A 17,340-nucleotide genomic window follows, 5' to 3' on the forward strand; every position below is an offset into this window, starting at 1 on the left:
TCACTTCTTCTCGATGTTGTAGAGCAGCATGACCGGCGACTTCAGCACGCCTTCGAGGTTGTTGCGCCAGGCCGACGGGGTCGTGAACTGCGCCAGCGGCAGATAGAGCACCTGCTCGTAGGCGCGGACCTGGATCTCGGTGGCGATCGTCTTGCGCGCCGCCTCGTCGGGCGCGGTGGCGAACTTCAGGCGCAGCTCCTCGATCTTCTCGTCCTTCGGCCAGCCCCAGGCGGAGGCGGGCGGGCCCGAGGCGACGAGGAACGGGTTGCTGAGCGGATTGCCTTGGTCGGGCACGGAGTTCGTCGTGTGGGCGAGATTCCAGCCGCCCTTGTCGACCGGTCCGGTGTTGAGCCGGCGCGTGGCGAAGGTCTGGAAGTCCATCGACACCATGTCGACCTTGAAGCCGAGATCGACCAGCACCTGGCGGGTGACGTTGCCCAGCGCGGCGATGCCCGGCGCGTTGGCGACATGCAGCATCACCAGCGGCTTCGACATATCGACGTTGGCCTCCTTCAGCATCGCCTTGGCGGCGGCCATGTCGAAGGAGGGGATGCCGGCCTTGCTCTCGTAGGGCATGCCGCAGCCGAAGACCGCGGCGCAATCGGTGGCGAACTTCGGATCGCCCGCCACGACGGCGGCGTACATCGACCGGTCGACGGCGCGGGCGATCGCCTGGCGCACCTTCACATTGTCGAACGGCGGCTGCAGGTGGTTCATGCGCATGATCGCCTGGAAGCCGTACTTGCTCACGACCTCGGCCTTGGCGCCGGACTTCGCGTCGAACAGCGGCAGCAGGTCGGCCGGCACTCTTTCGAGATAGTCGACCTCGCCGCGCGTGAGCGCGCTCACCTGGGTCTGCGCATCCGGCATGCCCAGCATCTCGACCCTGTCCATCTTCGCGATCTTGGCGCCCGACGCCCAGTTGGGCGGCTCGCTGCGCGGCTTGTAGTCGGCGAACTTGTCGAGGACGATCTTGACGCCGGGCTCGTGCAGGTCGGCGCGGAACTTGTAGGGGCCGGAGCCGACGATTTCCTTCACCTGCTCGCTGCCGGGGGTCTTGGCGATGCGCTCCGGCATCATGAACGGCACGGGCGCGCCGATCTTGGCCAGGCTGTCGAGCACCAGCCCGTAGGGCTCCTTCAGCACCAGCTTGATGGTATTGGCATCGGCCGCTTCCAGCGAGGCGGTGAACCTGGCCAAAGTCTGGCCCATGCTGTCGCGCGAGGCCCAGCGCTGGATCGAGGCGACGCAGTCCGCCGCGGTGACCGGCTGGCCGTCGTGCCACTTCAGGCCCGGCCGCAGCACGAAGGTGTAGGTGAGCTTGTCGGGGCTGATCGTATAGCTTCCGACCATCTGCGGCTGGGGCGCGAACGTGTCGTCGACCGCAAACAGCGTGTCGTAGATCAGGTAGCCCAGGTCACGCGTCGTGAACGACGTCGTGAAATGCGGGTCGAGGACGCGGCTCAGCGTCTCGGGCGCGACCTTGAGGGTCGTGGCAGGTGTCTGCGCCTGTGCGGGCAAGGCGGCCAGAAAGGTCGAAGCGGCCAGTGCGGCCAACGACCAGGAGCGAAAATGGGTCATGCAGTGGTTCCTCGATTCGGAAGCCGGCGGTGCACGCGTCATGCCACGCACGCCGTCCCGTTCGGCCCTTCAGCATGAAGGCCATCCCGCGACGCTGAAAAGCGCTAGATTCGGGACGGCGTGTGCGGTTTTTTCGTACGGTCGCCTGGTGGTCTCTTCAGGACCGGCTGCGTCCCGTCTTTGTGGTGCCGACTTCCCGCAGGCTGCCGGTCCAGGCGCGGCGCGCCGGCAGGCCCTGCAATTCTTCCTTCAGGAATTCCGCCAGCATGGCAGCAACCGGGGAGGGCTTGGCGTGGCGCGGTGCGATCAGCGACAGGTGCGAGCCGCGGACCTGGCGGTCTGCCAGCGGGATGTGCACGAGGTCGCGGTCGGCGAAGTCCGCCCCGATGTCGGGCAGGCTGAGCAGCGCGATCTGGCGATGCTCGCGCACCAGCATCTTCATCACCTCGACGGAGTTGGTCGTGACCACGCCGGCGAAATGCACCTTGGCGCGTTCCAGCGCGGTTTCGAGGATGCGCCGCGAGGTGAGCGACGAATCGGGAAAGACGAAACTGTAGTTGGCGCACTCGGCGAGGCGGATCGACTTGCGGCCGGCCAGCGGATGATCCCGCGCCACGACGATTCCCGAGCTGGGCTGGATCGAGGCCAGCACGCGGATCTCCGGCATCTTGGGCACGGCGTAGCAGATGGCGAGGTCGAGCTTTCCCGCGACCAGCCGGTCGACGATCTCCGCCGTGCCGCCCATCAGCACCTCGAGCGAAACCAGCGACTGGCGTTCGCGCATGTGGCTCATCAATCGCGACACGACGGTGCGCGAAAAGCTTTCCATCAGCCCCAGCGAGGCATGCCCGCGCACCATGCTGCGCAGCTGGCCGATATGCTGCACGAGCTGCGCATGGTCGTGCTGCCAGCGCTGGACTTCCGCCACCACCATCTGGCCGGCGGGCGTGAGCCGCATGCCGCGCGGCAGGCGCTCGAACAGCGCCGCGCCGTACTCGGCCTCGAGGTTCAGGATCTGCCGATTCACCGCCGAGGGCGAGAGGTTGAGCCGCGTCGCCGCGCGCCGGATCGAGCCGGTCTCTGCGACGACCAGCAGCCACGATGCCGACGGCGCGATGATCGGCATGCCGTTGCCTAGCCGGCCGCGAGCGGCCGCAGCGCCGCGACGAAGCGGTCGAGTTCGCCGGGAGCAGGGGGCGCCATCATGATTTCCTCGTTACTCCTGGTCGTCCGCCTGTTGCGCCGGGCCGCGATAGAGGAACTTCTGGAACTCGATAAACGTCTGTCGAATCTGCTGCGGGTTGCCGAGATCGGCAATTGCATCTGCCAGAGCGCCGTACTTCAGATTGAGCAGGGGAGACAGTTTCTCCTGATCTAGTTCGTCGACGCCTTCCTTGACGTACTGCGAAAGCACGAAATCCAGGAAACCCTGCTGCTTGTCGTCGAACGCGGTCTGTATCTCGCCGCGCGCCGTCTGCGCACGATCTTCGCGGGACAAAGGCGGCCGGGCGAAGGCGATGTAGGCCAGCACGTCGAACAGGTCGCTCTTCTCGGCGTCGATGACCCTCTGCATTTCGCCCAGCATGTCCTTGCTGAACCCGCGCTCGCCCAGCCCGTCGAGCAGCTTCCGGCGCGTGGCCGGATCGCTCCACAGGGCTCTCAACTCGTCCTCGTCCTTGAAGAGGTCGGGCAGCGCGCCGTAGAGGCTCTCGAGGAACTGCTTGGCCGACATCGGCGTGCCGTCGGGGCTCCAGAACGTCGTCGCCACGATGTGCTGAAGCATGCGCTCCTTGCCGTCCGCCAGCCTGACAATCAGCTTCCGGGGCTTCGGGTCCTCGTCGCGGCCGTCATCGTCTGCCCCGTCGGTCGGCCACCGCTCCCGTTCTTCGCTGAAACCCTTGGGCTTTTCGGTCGTCTGGTCCTCGGGCTCGCCGTCCCACTCCGGATCGCTGAAATGATGGTGTGCCTTCACGAAATCATAGATCGTGAAATAGTCCTTGCCGTCATAAAGGCGCGTTCCTCGCCCGATGATCTGCTTGAACTCGATCATGGAATTGACCGGACGCATCAGGACGATGTTGCGGATGTTGCGGGCATCCACGCCGGTCGAGAGCTTCTGCGACGTGGTCAGGATCGTCGGGATCGTCTTCTCATTGTCCTGGAAGGTCTTGAGGTACTGGTCGCCGAGCGCACCGTCGTTGGCCGTCACGCGGTGGCAGTAGTCCGGGTCGGTGCTGGCCTTCACCTGGTTGATGAGGTCGCGCACCATCAGCGCGTGATCCTGGGTGGCGCAAAAGACCAGCGTCTTCTGCTTCTGGTCGATCAGCTCCATGAAGAGCTTCACCCGGTGCGCTTCGCGCTCCCGGATGATGATGGCCCTGTTGAACTCGCTCTCGGTGTAGCGCTTGCCGGGAACGACTTCGCCATCCACCACGGCGTCGTCGGGCGTGTAGGTGTAGTCGTCCAGGCTGGTTGCGAACTGCTTGACCCGGAACGGCGTCAGGAAGCCGTCGTTGATGCCCTCCTTCAGTGAGTAGGTGTAAACAGGCTCGCCGAAATAGGAATAGGTGTCGACGTTGCCCTTGCGCTTGGGCGTGGCCGTCAGGCCGAGCTGCACGGCCGGCTTGAAGTAGGTGAGGATATCGCGCCACGTGCTCTCGTCGCTGGCGCCGCCCCGGTGGCATTCGTCGATCACGACGAAGTCGAAGAAGTCCGGCGGGTACTCGCCGAAATAGGGCGAGGGCTGCCCGTCCTTCGGCGGCCCGCTCATGAAGGTCTGAAAGATGGTGAAAAAGATGCTGGCGTTGGTCGGAACCCGTCCTGTTCTGCGGATTTCGTCGGGCCTGACACGCGCCAGTGCCGAGTCCGGAAAGGCGCTGAACGAAGTGAAGTCGTTGTAGGCTTGGTCGGCCAGCGTGTTGCGGTCGGCCAGGAAGAGGATACGTGGTCGCCGGGATGGCTCGCCCTCCGTCTTCCAGTCGCCGAGATTCCAGCGAGTCTGGAACAACTTCCAGACGATCTGGAAGGCGATCGAGGTCTTGCCGGTGCCGGTGGCCAGAGTCAGCAGGATGCGGTCACGGCCGCCCGCGATGGCGTCCAGCACCCGGTTGACGGCGATCTCCTGATAGAAGCGAAGGTCCCAGGTGCCGCTCTTGTCGGGAAAGGGCACCGACGCGAAGCGGTCGCGCCAGATGTTCTGCTGGCCGAAGGTTCGCTCCCAGAGTTCGTCCGGCGTCGGGTAGCCCTCGACCGCGCCTTCGTGGCCGGTTTTCCTGTCGATGGCATAGAGACCCTGCCCGTTGCTGGAATAGGCAAAGCGGACTTGGAGCTTGGCGGCGTAGTCCTTAGCCTGTGCCACGCCCTCGGTCAGGGGCTTGTCCCATGCCTTCGCTTCCAGCACGGCGAGCTTGCGGTTGCGATAGACCAGCACGTAGTCGGCCGTCAGCCCCTTGCCGCGCCGCCCCTTGCCTTCGATGCGGCCGGGCGTGATGTGCTCGCGGCGAACACGGCTGCCGTCGACCACGCCCCAGCCCGCCGCCTTCAAGGCGGGGTCGATGTATTCGGCGCGGGTTTCGGCTTCGTTCATGGATGGATCTACAGACGTGCAGAAAATGCTTCGCGCAACAGCGAACTCTTCAGGCTCTCTAGCGCGCTAAGCTTTCTCTGGTAGATGGCCTCAAGTCGTAGCGTTTCTTGGCGGAGCGAATCGAGCTTCGTTACGATCTCTTGCTGCACCTTCCGATCATGCGGAAATCGAATCAGATTGCTCATGATTCTTTTGGGTGCAGTGTGCTTGACCATCGTGCCTGTGGCCGATCCCCTAATGCTTCTCAGGTAGTTCTCACTCATCATATAATAGTAGAGATATCGCTTTTCGATACGGTCATCGGTAAACGAGACTCGTCCGATTCGCTGGTTATGAAGCACGTCGGAGGATTCGACGAAAGCAGGCTTGCCGAGGATTTTCATCTTTGACGAGAGATCAGTCATAACTACGACCAGATCGCCAATATCAAAGATGAAAGCGGCAGGTGCTTTGCCTTTGAAGCGTTTAGTGTTTTTCTTGTTGAACAGTAGCTTGCCATCTTCCGTGAAGTTTCCTGGCGTAATGACCTTCGGATAGCCCTCAGGGACATCAGAGGAGAAGTCTGAGCCATCAAAAGCAAAGCCATGCTTCACAACGCAAATTGAGCCGACGAGATCTTCTTCCCAGTCGCCTTGATAGGAAAATACCAGATCGAGGTGACTTTCGAAGATGGCGCGGGCGTTTTGAAGGTTCCTCTCGGTATTGGCTTTAGCGGTGGCGATGGCTTCGAATGCTTGGTTGAGAATGCCGACGATCCGCTCTTGTTCGGCTATGGGAGGAATACCAATATTTATAGCTTTGTATGCATCGCCGTCCAAATTTCGGATGCCCGTGGAGTGACTCTGCATCTGTTCCGTAACGCCGGAGATATAGATCCAATAAAGGAACTTGTGGAGAAAGCGGAAATCTAAGTCGTTAGGTTCTCGAACTCGGAGAGCAGACGTGAAGTTGCTGAATGAGAACTCACCTTCCTGCTTGTCGAATAGGGCAACACGTCCCACAGCCTGCTTGGGGCCGCCGCCAGATTTTTCAAGGACGATGTCACCATACTGAAGTCGGCGCTTCGCAAACTTCTTGGTCTCCACATCGAGATACGCAATATCAGAATCATCCAGAAACCCTTCTTTGGTGAAGTTGGTATTCCGGATGACGCCAACATTCACAAAGGGCGGCTGTTCGCCCTTCCACAATCCGTTAGAGAACTGACAAACCTCGCTAAGAGGCCTTATTTGCCAACTAGTTTTCATAGCAGTGCCTTGATGCTTCTGAGAACTTCAGCGCTCTCGGCATCTAGCGCGGCGATTTCTTCCATGATCGCATGCGAGCTGCGGTGCGTAATCTCCTCGCCACCGTTCGGGTTCTTAACGGAGAGGTCGAACGTCTCTGCATCAATGGTCTCAGCCTCCACGCTCCAGCTTTTCGGCGAGTCGGCAAAGGTCTTCTGCAGCTTCACGAAGTCAACAAGATCGGCGTCATTGAGGGGGTTGGTCTTGCCCATGTTGCGGCCTGGATTGAGCTGGTAGAACCAGACCCTGCGCGTAGGTGCGCCCTTCTCGAAGAACAACACTACGGTCTTCACGCCGGCGCCCTGAAACGTGCCACTTGGGCAGTCGAGCACAGTGTGGAGATTGCAACTGGCCAGAAGCTCCTTGCGCAAGGCCACGGACGCATTGTCCATGTTCGACAGGAACGTGTTCTTGATGACGATCGCGCCGCGACCGCCGGCCTTCAGGATGCGGATGAAGTGCTGCAGAAACAGGAAGGCCGTCTCGCCGGTGCGGATCGTGAAGTTCTGCTGAAGTTCCTTGCGTTCCTTGCCGCCGAAGGGTGGATTGGCGAGCACGACGTCGTAGCGGTCCTTGTCCTGGATGTCGGCGAGGTTCTCGGTAAGGGTATTGGTGTGGACGATGTTCGGCGCCTCGATGCCGTGCAGGATCATGTTCATGATCCCGATGATGTAGGCGAGACTTTTCTTTTCCTTGCCGTAGAACGTCCGCGTCTGGAGCGTCTTGAGATCGCTGGTCGAGAGCTTACCCTGGCGGCGCAGGTGGTCGAAGGCCTCGCAAAGGAAGCCGGCCGATCCGCAGGCGCCGTCGTAGATGCGCTCGCCGACCTCGGGCTTTACCACTTCGATCATCGCGCGGATGAGCGGACGGGGCGTGTAGTATTCGCCGCCGTTTCGGCCGGCGTTCCCCATGTTGCGGATCTTGGATTCGTAGAGGTGCGAGAGTTCGTGCTTCTCGGTCTGGGAGCGGAAGCGCAGCTCGTCGATGTGGTTGATGATGTCGCGGAGATTGTAGCCGTCGGCGATCTTGTTCTTCAGTTCCGAGAAGATCTCACCGATCTTGTATTCGATGGTGTTGGGGCCGGTGGCGCGGGTCTTGAAGCCGGCCAAGTAGGGAAAAAGCCTCTGGGCGACGAAGTCGCGGAGATCGTCGCCGGTTGCGGCGGCGTTGTGGTCGAGCTTGCCGTCCTTGCCCTTGGGTGCGGCCCAGCTCTCCCACCGATAGGGCTTGTCGAGAATGTAGCTGTATTTTTTGCCCTCAAGGGCCGCGATAGATGCCTTGTCTTCCTCCAGCCCGTCCAGGTACTTCAGGAACAACAGCCACGACGTTTGCTCGATATAGTCCAGTTCGGTGGTGCAGCCGGCTTCTTTCCAGAGTGCATCGTCGATGTTTCTGAAGGCTTGTTCGAACATTGAATGGGGCGACTTCCAAGGCTGAGCTGACGCGACTTCGAGACGCCGCAGTGTTTGCCAATCGTGACTTTAGTGCAAGTTCTGCGGGTGGTCCTTGACCCGACTCCCTCGGAACGGCAGGGCAACCTCATCTGAGGTAAAGGTCCCTCACTCCGTTCGGGATGACAGCGATTGTTCGATCGGCGCACTGCGCAAATCCCAACAAAATTGTCATCCCGAACGGAGTGAGGGACCTTTCACCTTCTTGGAAATGCCAAGTACCGCGGCTTTTTAGGCCATATGCGATTACCCTGCGGTCTAATCGCGGATCGCCGCTTCGAGCGCCGCCACGAAGCGGTCGAGTTCCTCGTCGGTGTTGTAGATGTGCACCGAGGCGCGCATCACGTCCTTGAGGCCGCGTCCCTTGAGATCGAGGCGCGACGAGAACTGCGTCGAGACCGAGACGTTGATCCCCTGGTCGCGGAGCTGCTGCTTCAGCGTCCCATGCTCCTTGCCGGCGACGGCGAAGGTGACGATGGCGCCCTTGGTGACGCCGAGATCGGCCAGGGTGACGCCCGGCACCGACTTCAGCCGCTCGCGCAGGCCGTCGGCCAGATGGCGCAGGCGCGCCCAGATCGCCGGCATGCCGAGTTCGTTCGCCTGGTCGGCGGCGACCTTGAGGCCGATCACGCCCGCGAAGTAGCGCTCCCAGTTCTCGAACCGCTTGGCGTCGCCCATCACCGTGTAGTCGTTGTCGCCGGTCCAGCGGGCGGCATGATTGTCGAGGAAGATCGGCTCGATCTGCGAGGTGCTGCGCGTGCGGGCGTAGAGGAAACCCGTGCCGCGCGGCCCGCGCATGTACTTGCGCCCCGTGGCCGACAGGAAATCGCAGCCGATCTTCTTCACGTCGATCGGCATCATGCCGACCGACTGGCAGGCATCGAGCAGGTAGAGGATGCCGGCATCGTTGACGATCTTGCCGACCGCCTCGGCCGGCTGGACCAGCCCGCCCTGGGTCGGGATGTGCGAGATCGACACCAGCTTCGTGCGCTTGTCGATGGCGCGTTCGAGGGCGCCGAGGTCGATCTGGCCGTGCCTGTCGTCGGGCACGACCACGATCTCGGCGCCGGTTTTCTTCGCCACCTGCAGGTAGGAGATGTAGTTCGACGAATATTCGCTGACGCAGGTCAGGATGCGGTCGCCCGGCTTGAAGTCGAGCGAATAGAAGGCGAGGTCCCAGGCGCGCGTGGCGTTCTCGACATAGGCGATCTCCCCGGGCTCGGCGCCGATCAGCGTGGCGATCGACGGATAGAAGCCGTCGAGCACCGGGCGCGCCCGGTCGGCCGCCTCGTAGCCACCGATCTCGGCCTCGAGCCGCAGATGGTCGACGGTCGCGTCCAGCGTGCGGCGGCTGGGCAGTGAGGAGCCCGCCGCATTGAGATGCAGGACGTGGGCACAGCCCGGCGTCTCGGCGCGAATCCGCTCTACGTCGAGACTCATGTCAGAACTTCCCCTGTTCCTTCAGCACTTCCTCGGCGACGCGCAGCGCATCGATGGCGGCCGGGAAGCCGCAATAGGCGATCGCGTGGGTGAAGATCTCGCGCAGCTCGGTCTTGGTGCAGCCGTTGTTCAGCGCGCCCACCAGATGGATCTTGAGTTCGTGCGGCCGGTTCAGCGCGCAGAGCATGGAGATCGTGATCATGCTGCGCTGCTTGCGGTCGAGCCCGTCGCGCGTCCACAGCGAGGCGTAGGCGAATTCCTCGGAGAAGGCGCGGACCGGACCCCAGAAATCGTTGTTGGTCGCGTCGCGCTTGGCGAGATAGGATTCGCCCAGAACCTCGGACAGGACCTTTCGTCCTGCATCGCTGAGCGTCTTGTGAGCCTGTTCTTCGGACATGTCGTCTTCCTCCTGGTTCAGCCGTTTCCTGCCTAAAGCGACGCCGGAGCCCGAGCAACTGACCATTGCTCATGCCGGCGACACGCTTTCCGTCACCTTCGTGCGCAATGCCCGCGCCCGCCGCGCCTCGCTGCGCGTCGATCCGGCCAACCGGCGCGTCGTGCTGACGGCGCCGCTGCGCATGGCGCGCGGCACGGCGGTGGGTTTTGCCGAAACGCAGGCCGGCTGGATTGCCGCGCGCCTGGAGCGCCTGCCGGCGCGAATTCCCTTCGTCGATGGCGCGGAAATCCCGCTGTTCGGCGTGCCCCATCGCCTGCGCCACCGGCCGGACGCCCGCGGCACGGTCTGGCGCGAGGGCAACGAGATCCACGTCGCCGGCCGGCCCGAGCACCTGTCGCGCCGCGTGAAGGACTGGCTGGTCGGCGAGCTGAAGAAGGAGCTGGTGCCGCGGGTCCATGCCAAGGCCGCTCGCGCCGAGCGCCCGGTGAAGCGCATCTCGGTGCGCGACACGCGCTCGCGCTGGGGAAGCTGCGGGCCGGACGCCTCGCTTTCCTTCTCCTGGCGGCTTGTGTTCGCCCCGCCACAGGTCCTCGACTACCTGGCCGCGCACGAGACGGCGCACCTGGTCCACCTGAACCACAGTGCCCGCTTCTGGGCGTTGGCGCGAACCTTGTGCGACGGCCCGATCGAGGGGCCGCAGGCCTGGCTCAAGAAAAACGGCGAGACGCTGCTGCAGTACGGCAGCTAGCCGGGCGCGCGCGCCACCCATCGTCGGGGGGCCGAAACCTGTTTCGAGGACCTGCCGGGCATGGATTCTCAGTTGCGGACGCCCGGCCGCGCTGGAAGGTTGCCGCCCGAAACAGTGGCGGCAGGGAGACAGGCATGGATGAGCAGGGCACGGTCGGCGGGACGGCGCAGCAGGAAGATCGCGCGCTGCCGCTGCAGGGCATTCGCGTGCTCGAGTTCTGCCATGTGGTCATGGGACCGTCCTGCGGCCTCGTGCTGGCCGATCTCGGTGCCGAGGTCATCAAGGTCGAGCCGGTCGAGGGCGACCGCACGCGACGCCTCGCCGGTTTCGCGGCCGGCTTCTTCGGCACCTTCAACCGCAACAAGCGAAGCCTCGCGATCGACATCAAGTCTGAAGAGGGAAAGAAGATCATCCACCGGCTGCTTTCCCAGTCGGATGTCGTGCTCGAGAACTTCGCCTCGGGCACCATGGAGCGGCTGGGCCTCGGCTATGCCGATCTCGCGAAGGACTATCCGCGTCTGGTCTATTGCGCCCTGAAGGGTTTCTTGAGCGGCCCCTACGAAAAGCGACCGGCGCTCGACGAGATCGTGCAGTACATGAGCGGCCTCGCCTACATGACCGGGCCCTCCGGCCGGCCGCTGCGCGCGGGCACCTCGATCTGCGACATCATGGGCGGCGTGTTCGGCGTCGTCGGCATCCTGGCGGCGTTGCAGGAGCGCAACCGCACGGGCCGCGGGCAGGAAGTGCGCTCTGCCCTGTTCGAATCGGCGGCCTTCCTGATGGCCCAGCACATGGCGGGCGGGGCGGTGACGGGCCGGACGGTGCCGCCGATGCCCGAACGCCAGGGCGCCTGGGCGATCTACGAGACCTTCAAGACATCCGACGATCGCCTGTTCTTCCTCGGCATCACCAGCGACAAGCACTGGGCGCAGTTCTGCCGTCTGTTCGATCGCCCCGATCTGCTGGCCGATGCGACGCTGGCCAGCAACGAGGACCGCATCCTCGGACGGCCGCGCCTCGTGCCCATCATCTCGGAGATCGTGCAGCGCCATACGCTCGACCAGATGGTCGCCTTCTGCGAGGAAGGAAGCCTGCCCTTCGCGCCGCTGGGCCGCCCCGAGGATCTGCAGGAAGATCCGCAACTCAACGCCGGCGGCCGCATGCTCGATACCGATCTCGGCAAGGGACGGCACGTCAAGCTGCCGCGCCTGCCGATCGAGCTGGGCGGGCACGATCTCGGTATGCGCCAGCAGCCGCAGGCCATCGGCGAGAGCACCGAAACGATCCTGCGCGAGCTTGGTTTCGCGGCGGAGGAGGTGCACGATCTTCACCAACGCGGCGTCGTCGCGACGGGACAGCGCTAGAACGGACGGGAGCGGAACATGAGCGATCTGCCGAACAAGGTGGAGATTCACGAGGAAGGCCCGCGCGAGGGCTTCCAGATTGAGCCCGGACCAATTTCTTCCGAGCACAAGATCGAGCTGATCGAGGCGCTGGCCGAGACCGGGCTGCATCACATCCAGATCTGCTCGTTCGTCAGCCAGCGCATCGTGCCCGGCTGGGCCGATGCGGACGAGGTCGTCGAGCGCGTGCGTACGACGCCCGGCGTCGACTTCACCGCCCTGTGGTTCAACGACAAGGGTCTGGCCCGCGCCCTGAAGTTCCGCGACAAGCTGAAGCTCTACGGCTCGATCGCGCTCAGCGCCTCGGAAGGGTTCAGCTACAAGAACCTGCATCGCAGCCGCGCCCAGAACATGGAGGCGATGCGCGCCCAGACGGCGCTGCACCTGTCCAACGGGATTCCGGTGACACGCATCGGCGTGATGGCCGCCTTCGGCTGCAATTTCCAGGGCGAGGTCACGGTCGACGAGGTGCTGCAGGGCCTCGCGGACGGCTTCGCGCTGGCCGAGGAAGCCGGTGCGACGATCACCGATATCGGCCTCGCCGATACGATGGGCTGGGCGGTGCCGCCGCGCATCGAGCGCGTGGTCGGCGCGGTGCGCGAACGCTGGCCGGATCAGAAGATCACCCTGCATCTTCACGACACGCGGGGCATGGGCGTGGCCAACGCGCATGCCGGCCTGCGCATGGGCGTGAGCGCCTTCGATTCGACGGTGGGCGGCCTCGGGGGCTGCCCGTTCGCTGCTCACAAGGGCGCGGCCGGCAACATCGCGACCGAGGAGCTGGTGCTGCTCTGCGAGGAAATGGGCATCGATACCGGCGTCGATCTCGACAAGCTCATCGAGGTCGGCCGCATGGCCGAACGCATCGTCGGCCATGTGCTGCCCAGCGAACTGCTCCACGCCGGCAGCCTCACGGCGTTCCGGCAGCAGGCTCAGGCGGCGTAATCTCACGTGTGAGTCAAAGGTCCCTCGCTACGCTCCAGGGCGGGGGTTACCCCGCCCGCGATGACAGCGTTTTCTGCAGCGGCGCACTGCGCCAACCCAGCAAATTTGTCATCCCGAGCGCAGCGAGGGACCTTTCGCTTCGCCCGAAGCGCTTACCCAAATCGTCCCGGATCGCAGGCCTGCAGGGCGGACGGCAGTTGCTCGCCTTCCATCAGGCGGGCGATCAGGCGGCCCGTCGCGGTGGCCAGCGTCAGGCCGAGATGCTGGTGGCCGTAGCCGCAATAGACGTTGGCGAGACGCGGCGCGCGGCCGATGGCGGGGCGATAGTCGGGCAGGGTCGGACGCTCGCCGATCCAGCGGCTCTGCTCGGCACCGCCGACACCGGGGAAGATGTCCTTGAGGTGCTTCTTCAGGAGATCGGCGCGGTGCCAGGACGGCGGCTGGTGCGGCGCCGCCAGCTCGACCGTGCCGGCGATGCGCAGGCCGTCGGTCATCGGCGTGAAGAACAGGCCGCGCTCGGGCGGGCTGACCGGCAGGTCGAAGCGCACATTGTCGGGCGCCACCATCACATGATAGCCGCGCTCGGCGACCAGCGGCGCGTTGAAGCCCAGCAGGCGCGTCAGCTCGCCCGAGGCGCGGCCGGCCGAGATCATCACGGCACTGGCGGGCAGTTCGGAGTCGGTGAGCTGCACCGCCGTCACGCGATTGCCATCGCGGCGGAAGCCGCGCACGCGGCCGCGCACGACCGTGCCGCCTTCGGCGGTAAACCGCTCGACCAGGGTTGCGACCACCTTGTGCGGATTAATGGTGTGCGTGCCGTTCGGATAGTGGATGCCGCGTACGATGGTCGGACTGAGGCCGGGCGCCAGTTCGCGTGCCCGGTTGCCGTCGACGATCTCGAACTCCGTGCCCTTGCCCGACTGCAGCCCGCGCATCTCGTCGGTGCCCAGGAACGACGCCTCGCTCTCGTAGACGTAGAGCGCGCCGCGGGTGCGGAACAGCTCGCCGAGGCCCGAGGCCTGGATCTCGGCCTTCCAGGCGATGTCGGCCTCGAGCATCAGCGGCCGGAACATGTCCTTGCCCTTCTGGACCTCGGTCGGGCTCATCGCCGCCATGGCGAAGCGCGCCATCCAGGGCAGCAGCCACGGCAAACTCGGCGGATGGACCGTGAGCGGACCATTCCGGTCCATCAGCATCTGCGGCACCTTCTTCAGGGTGGCCGGCCGCGCCAGCGGGATCAGGCTGTCGACAGACAGGAACCCGGCATTGCCGAAGGACGTCGCGTTGCCCGGCTCGGCGCTGTCGAGAAGGGTCACCTTGTGGCCGTTGCGCTGCAGGGCGCGGGCAGTGGCGGCGCCGACGATTCCGGCGCCGATGACGATGACGGGGTCGCTCTGGGCTGATTCACTCATGCGCCGACGTTAGCACGCCGCCTGCGGGGGCCAGAGACCACGATTGATTTGTGGCTGTGAATCCCTATTTAGGGCGCATGTCTTCCGCACAATCAGACAGTTCCTCCGGTCCGGGCTGGCATGCCACGACCATCCTCTCGGTTCGCAAGGACGGCGAGGTCGTCATGGCCGGCGACGGCCAGGTTTCGATGGGCCAGACCATCGTCAAGGGCAACGCGAAGAAGGTCCGCCGGATCGGCAACGGCCAGATCATCGCGGGTTTCGCCGGCGCCACGGCCGACGCCTTCACGCTCTTCGAGCGGCTCGAGGCCAAGCTGGAGCGCCATCCCGGCCAGCTCCTGCGCGCCGCGATCGAGCTCGCCAAGGACTGGCGCACCGACCGCTACCTGCGCAAGCTCGAGGCGCTGATGGCGGTGGCCGACAAGGACGTCTCGCTGCTGCTGTCGGGAACCGGCGACGTGCTCGAGCCGGAGGGTGGCATCATCGCCATCGGCTCGGGCGGCAACTACGCGCTCTCGGCCGCACGGGCGCTGATCGACGTGGAGGGGCTCGATGCCGAGGCGATCGCCCGCAAGTCGATGAAGATCGCCGCCGACATCTGCGTCTACACCAATCACAACATCGTCCTCGAGAAGCTCTGAGAGCCCCATGAGTAACGACTTTTCCCCGCGCGAGATCGTTTCCGAACTCGACAAGCACATCGTCGGCCAGCAGGAGGCCAAGCGCGCCGTCGCCATTGCGCTGCGCAACCGCTGGCGCCGCCTGCAGCTTTCCGATTCGCTGCGCGACGAGGTGCTGCCCAAGAACATCCTGATGATCGGCCCGACCGGCGTCGGCAAGACCGAGATCGCGCGCCGCCTGGCCAAGCTCACCAACGCGCCGTTCCTCAAGGTCGAGGCGACCAAGTTCACCGAGGTCGGCTATGTCGGCCGCGACGTCGAACAGATCGCGCGCGACCTGATGGAAGCCGCCATCGAGATGGCGCGCGAGAGCCTGCGCAAGGACGTGAAGGCCAAGGCCGAGATGGCCGCGGAGGACCGCGTGCTGGATGCGATCTGCGGTCCCAATGCCAGCGAGGAGACGCGGCTGCGCTTCCGCCACAAGCTGCGGGCCGGCGAGCTGAACGATCGCGAGATCGAGATCGAGGTTGCCGATTCGGGCGGGCCCATGCAGTTCGAGGTGCCGGGCCAGCCCGGCGCGTCGGTCGGCATGATCAATATCGGCGACATGCTGGGCAAGGCGTTCGGCGGCCGCACCAAGAAGCGCAAGATGACCGTGAGCGAGAGCCACCAGACGCTGCTGCGCGAGGAGAGCGACAAGCTCCTCGACCAGGAGCGCGTCGTGCGCGAGGCGCGCGACATGGTCGAGCAGAACGGCATCGTCTTCATCGACGAGATCGACAAGATCACGGCGCGCAGCGAATACCGCGGCGGCGGCGACGTGAGCCGCGAGGGCGTTCAGCGCGACCTGCTGCCGCTGATCGAGGGCACGACGGTGAACACCAAGCACGGGCCGGTGAAGACCGACCACGTGCTGTTCATCTGCTCCGGCGCCTTCCACCTCGCCAAGCCGTCGGACATGCTGCCGGAGCTGCAGGGCCGCCTGCCGATCCGTGTCAGCCTGGCCTCGCTCAGCCAGGAGGATTTCCGCCGCATCCTGACCGAGCCGGAAGCCAGCCTGGTCAAGCAGTACAAGGCTCTGATGGCGACCGAGAAGGTCGAGCTCGACTTCACGTCGGACGCGATCGACGAGCTGGCGCGGCTGTCGGCCGACATCAACGAGACGGTCGAGAACATCGGCGCGCGCCGGCTGCACACGGTGATGGAGAAGCTGCTGGAAGAAATCAGCTTCACCGCCTCCGACAAGCCGAACACGAAGATCGAAATCGACGCGGCCTACGTCCGCACGCATGTGAGCGAGCTGGCGAAGAACGCCGATCTCTCGAAGTTCGTCCTCTAAGAATCCCTCCCCATTCAAATGGGGAGGTGGCCCGCAGGGCCGGAGGGTCATGGGCCGAGCAAAGCTCGGCCCGTTGAGCGACAGGCTGCGGCTTGGTTACAAGCCGCTAAGCTCGCAATGTCCGAGAGCGCCGAAGGAGGAACGACCACATCTGACCCCTCCGTCGCGCTAAGAGCGCGCCACCTCCCCATTTGAACGCGGAGGTAAGAGTCGCCTAAAGCGGCTTCGGCTCGGCGACGATGATTTCGAGGGCGGCGAACTGGCGACGTGTCAGGGAATGGGTGAAGGCATTCTGCGCGGCGTCGAAGGGCAGGCCTTCGGCGGCTGACGGCTGGAAGCCCCAACTCCAGAACTGGAACGTCATCTCCTCCTGATCGGTCGGCGTTCCGCCGCCTGAGGGGGCCGTGAAGGTCGGGGGCGCAACCAGGCGCACGGCGTGCCGTATCGTGGAATCGATACCGAAGCGCGTCATTTCCCCGACCAGCAGGATGTCCTGCGTGCGGCTCTTCTCCAGCGTCTCAATGAGCTTCTGTCGGTTTCTCTTGTCGGTCGACGATAGCGTCGTCACGTCCTCGTAGAGGCCGCAATCGTCCAACAGGTCGGCCAGTGTGCTGGTCGAAAAGCTGACGGGATCCCGAAGCGATCCGGTCATCGGATAGAGGGTCGTGGCGTCCTGAACGGCTCCCAGCAGGATCCAATCCGCGTGGGAGGCCAGATACAGGTCGCGATGCCGTTGCGACAGCGCCGTGTCCGATCGAATGAAATCGGGATAGTTGAAGGCACGGAAGGCGTCCGTCAGCGTGACCTCGATGTCGCCGAGGCTGCCTTCGCCCGTGGCGTAGAGATCCATGCCGAACTGCGCGACCAGGTCGGGAAACCGACCAAGGACCGACTGCAGGAAGGCAGCCGGCAGACACCAGCTGTACTGGCCCTGCCGCAACTCGTGGGGCGAATCGACCAGCGTGCGCAGGCGCTCGGCGAACCTGTCGGGCGGCAGCCGGTACTGGGTCGTGGTCTCCATGCGCAGCCAGGCTTCGATGGCCGCCTTCGCGTTGCCGCGCCGTTGCTCGCGGGGGATCACCGGCGGATCGTCTCGACCCAGAAGCTCCTTGATGCTGTCGATGATCCCCAT

General features: G+C 64.4%; 14 protein-coding genes. 5 read left to right on the top strand and 9 right to left on the bottom strand.

The window, feature by feature from the left end; all coding sequences use genetic code 11:
• From ACQY78_RS17070 to ACQY78_RS17100, 7 genes are all read right to left on the bottom strand, one after another.
• Entirely contained in the window at window positions 1-1,581 is a 1,581-nt protein-coding gene (locus ACQY78_RS17070) for an ABC transporter substrate-binding protein (RefSeq protein WP_428676980.1), read from the bottom strand.
• A gap of 157 nt (window positions 1,582-1,738) precedes the next feature.
• Window positions 1,739-2,707, bottom strand: a complete 969-nt coding sequence (locus tag ACQY78_RS17075; RefSeq protein WP_428676982.1) for a LysR family transcriptional regulator — start codon at window positions 2,705-2,707, stop codon at window positions 1,739-1,741.
• Between the two features lie 90 nt (window positions 2,708-2,797).
• Complete coding sequence (gene hsdR / locus ACQY78_RS17080) at window positions 2,798-5,167, bottom strand: EcoAI/FtnUII family type I restriction enzme subunit R (protein ID WP_428676984.1); 2,370 nt, start codon at window positions 5,165-5,167, stop codon at window positions 2,798-2,800.
• 8 nt (window positions 5,168-5,175) lie between these two features.
• Entirely contained in the window at window positions 5,176-6,414 is a 1,239-nt protein-coding gene (locus ACQY78_RS17085) for a restriction endonuclease subunit S (RefSeq protein WP_428676986.1), read from the bottom strand.
• On the bottom strand, window positions 6,411-7,865 hold the full coding sequence (locus ACQY78_RS17090) for an N-6 DNA methylase (protein ID WP_428676988.1): 1,455 nt from the start codon (window positions 7,863-7,865) through the stop codon (window positions 6,411-6,413). Before ACQY78_RS17090 ends, ACQY78_RS17085 begins: the two co-directional genes overlap by 4 nt.
• A gap of 297 nt (window positions 7,866-8,162) precedes the next feature.
• Entirely contained in the window at window positions 8,163-9,344 is a 1,182-nt protein-coding gene (locus tag ACQY78_RS17095) for an aminotransferase class V-fold PLP-dependent enzyme (protein WP_428676990.1), read from the bottom strand.
• 1 nt (window position 9,345) lies between these two features.
• Entirely contained in the window at window positions 9,346-9,741 is a 396-nt protein-coding gene (locus ACQY78_RS17100) for a carboxymuconolactone decarboxylase family protein (protein WP_428676992.1), read from the bottom strand.
• Between ACQY78_RS17100 and ACQY78_RS17105 the strand changes: the two genes are divergently transcribed.
• The 3 genes from ACQY78_RS17105 to ACQY78_RS17115 all read left to right on the top strand — a co-directional run bounded on the left by ACQY78_RS17105 (window position 9,740) and on the right by ACQY78_RS17115 (window position 12,837).
• Window positions 9,740-10,489 (top strand): M48 family metallopeptidase, encoded by a 750-nt coding sequence (locus ACQY78_RS17105; protein ID WP_428676993.1) that lies wholly within the window; start codon window positions 9,740-9,742, stop codon window positions 10,487-10,489. The two genes, ACQY78_RS17100 and ACQY78_RS17105, sit on opposite strands and share 2 nt — an antisense overlap.
• Window positions 10,490-10,623: 134 nt before the next feature.
• Window positions 10,624-11,853 (top strand): CaiB/BaiF CoA transferase family protein, encoded by a 1,230-nt coding sequence (locus ACQY78_RS17110; RefSeq protein ID WP_428676995.1) that lies wholly within the window; start codon window positions 10,624-10,626, stop codon window positions 11,851-11,853.
• 18 nt (window positions 11,854-11,871) lie between these two features.
• Window positions 11,872-12,837, top strand: a complete 966-nt coding sequence (locus tag ACQY78_RS17115) for a hydroxymethylglutaryl-CoA lyase (RefSeq protein ID WP_428676997.1) — start codon at window positions 11,872-11,874, stop codon at window positions 12,835-12,837.
• Window positions 12,838-12,989: 152 nt separating this feature from the next.
• On the opposite strand, the gene ACQY78_RS17120 is transcribed toward ACQY78_RS17115, so the two are convergent.
• Window positions 12,990-14,249 (bottom strand): NAD(P)/FAD-dependent oxidoreductase, encoded by a 1,260-nt coding sequence (locus ACQY78_RS17120; protein WP_428676999.1) that lies wholly within the window; start codon window positions 14,247-14,249, stop codon window positions 12,990-12,992.
• A 77-nt stretch (window positions 14,250-14,326) separates the two neighbouring features.
• Here ACQY78_RS17120 and hslV point away from each other — a divergent pair, with 77 nt between their 5' ends.
• A complete protein-coding gene (hslV, locus tag ACQY78_RS17125) occupies window positions 14,327-14,890 on the top strand; it encodes an ATP-dependent protease subunit HslV (protein WP_428677000.1) in 564 nt (187 codons plus the stop codon).
• 7 nt (window positions 14,891-14,897) lie between these two features.
• Window positions 14,898-16,208 carry an ATP-dependent protease ATPase subunit HslU gene (gene hslU, locus ACQY78_RS17130; RefSeq protein WP_428677002.1) on the top strand — a complete coding sequence of 437 codons (1,311 nt, stop codon included), beginning with the start codon at window positions 14,898-14,900 and terminating at the stop codon, window positions 16,206-16,208.
• Window positions 16,209-16,422: 214 nt separating this feature from the next.
• Here the strand turns inward: hslU and ACQY78_RS17135 are convergent, their stop codons facing one another.
• The gene (locus ACQY78_RS17135) at window positions 16,423-17,340 is read right to left on the bottom strand and encodes a hypothetical protein (protein WP_428677004.1); all 918 of its coding nucleotides are present in this window, start codon (window positions 17,338-17,340) and stop codon (window positions 16,423-16,425) included.

It is taken from the genome of Reyranella sp., from assembly GCF_965279625.1.
Classification (GTDB): Bacteria; Pseudomonadota; Alphaproteobacteria; order Reyranellales; family Reyranellaceae; genus Reyranella.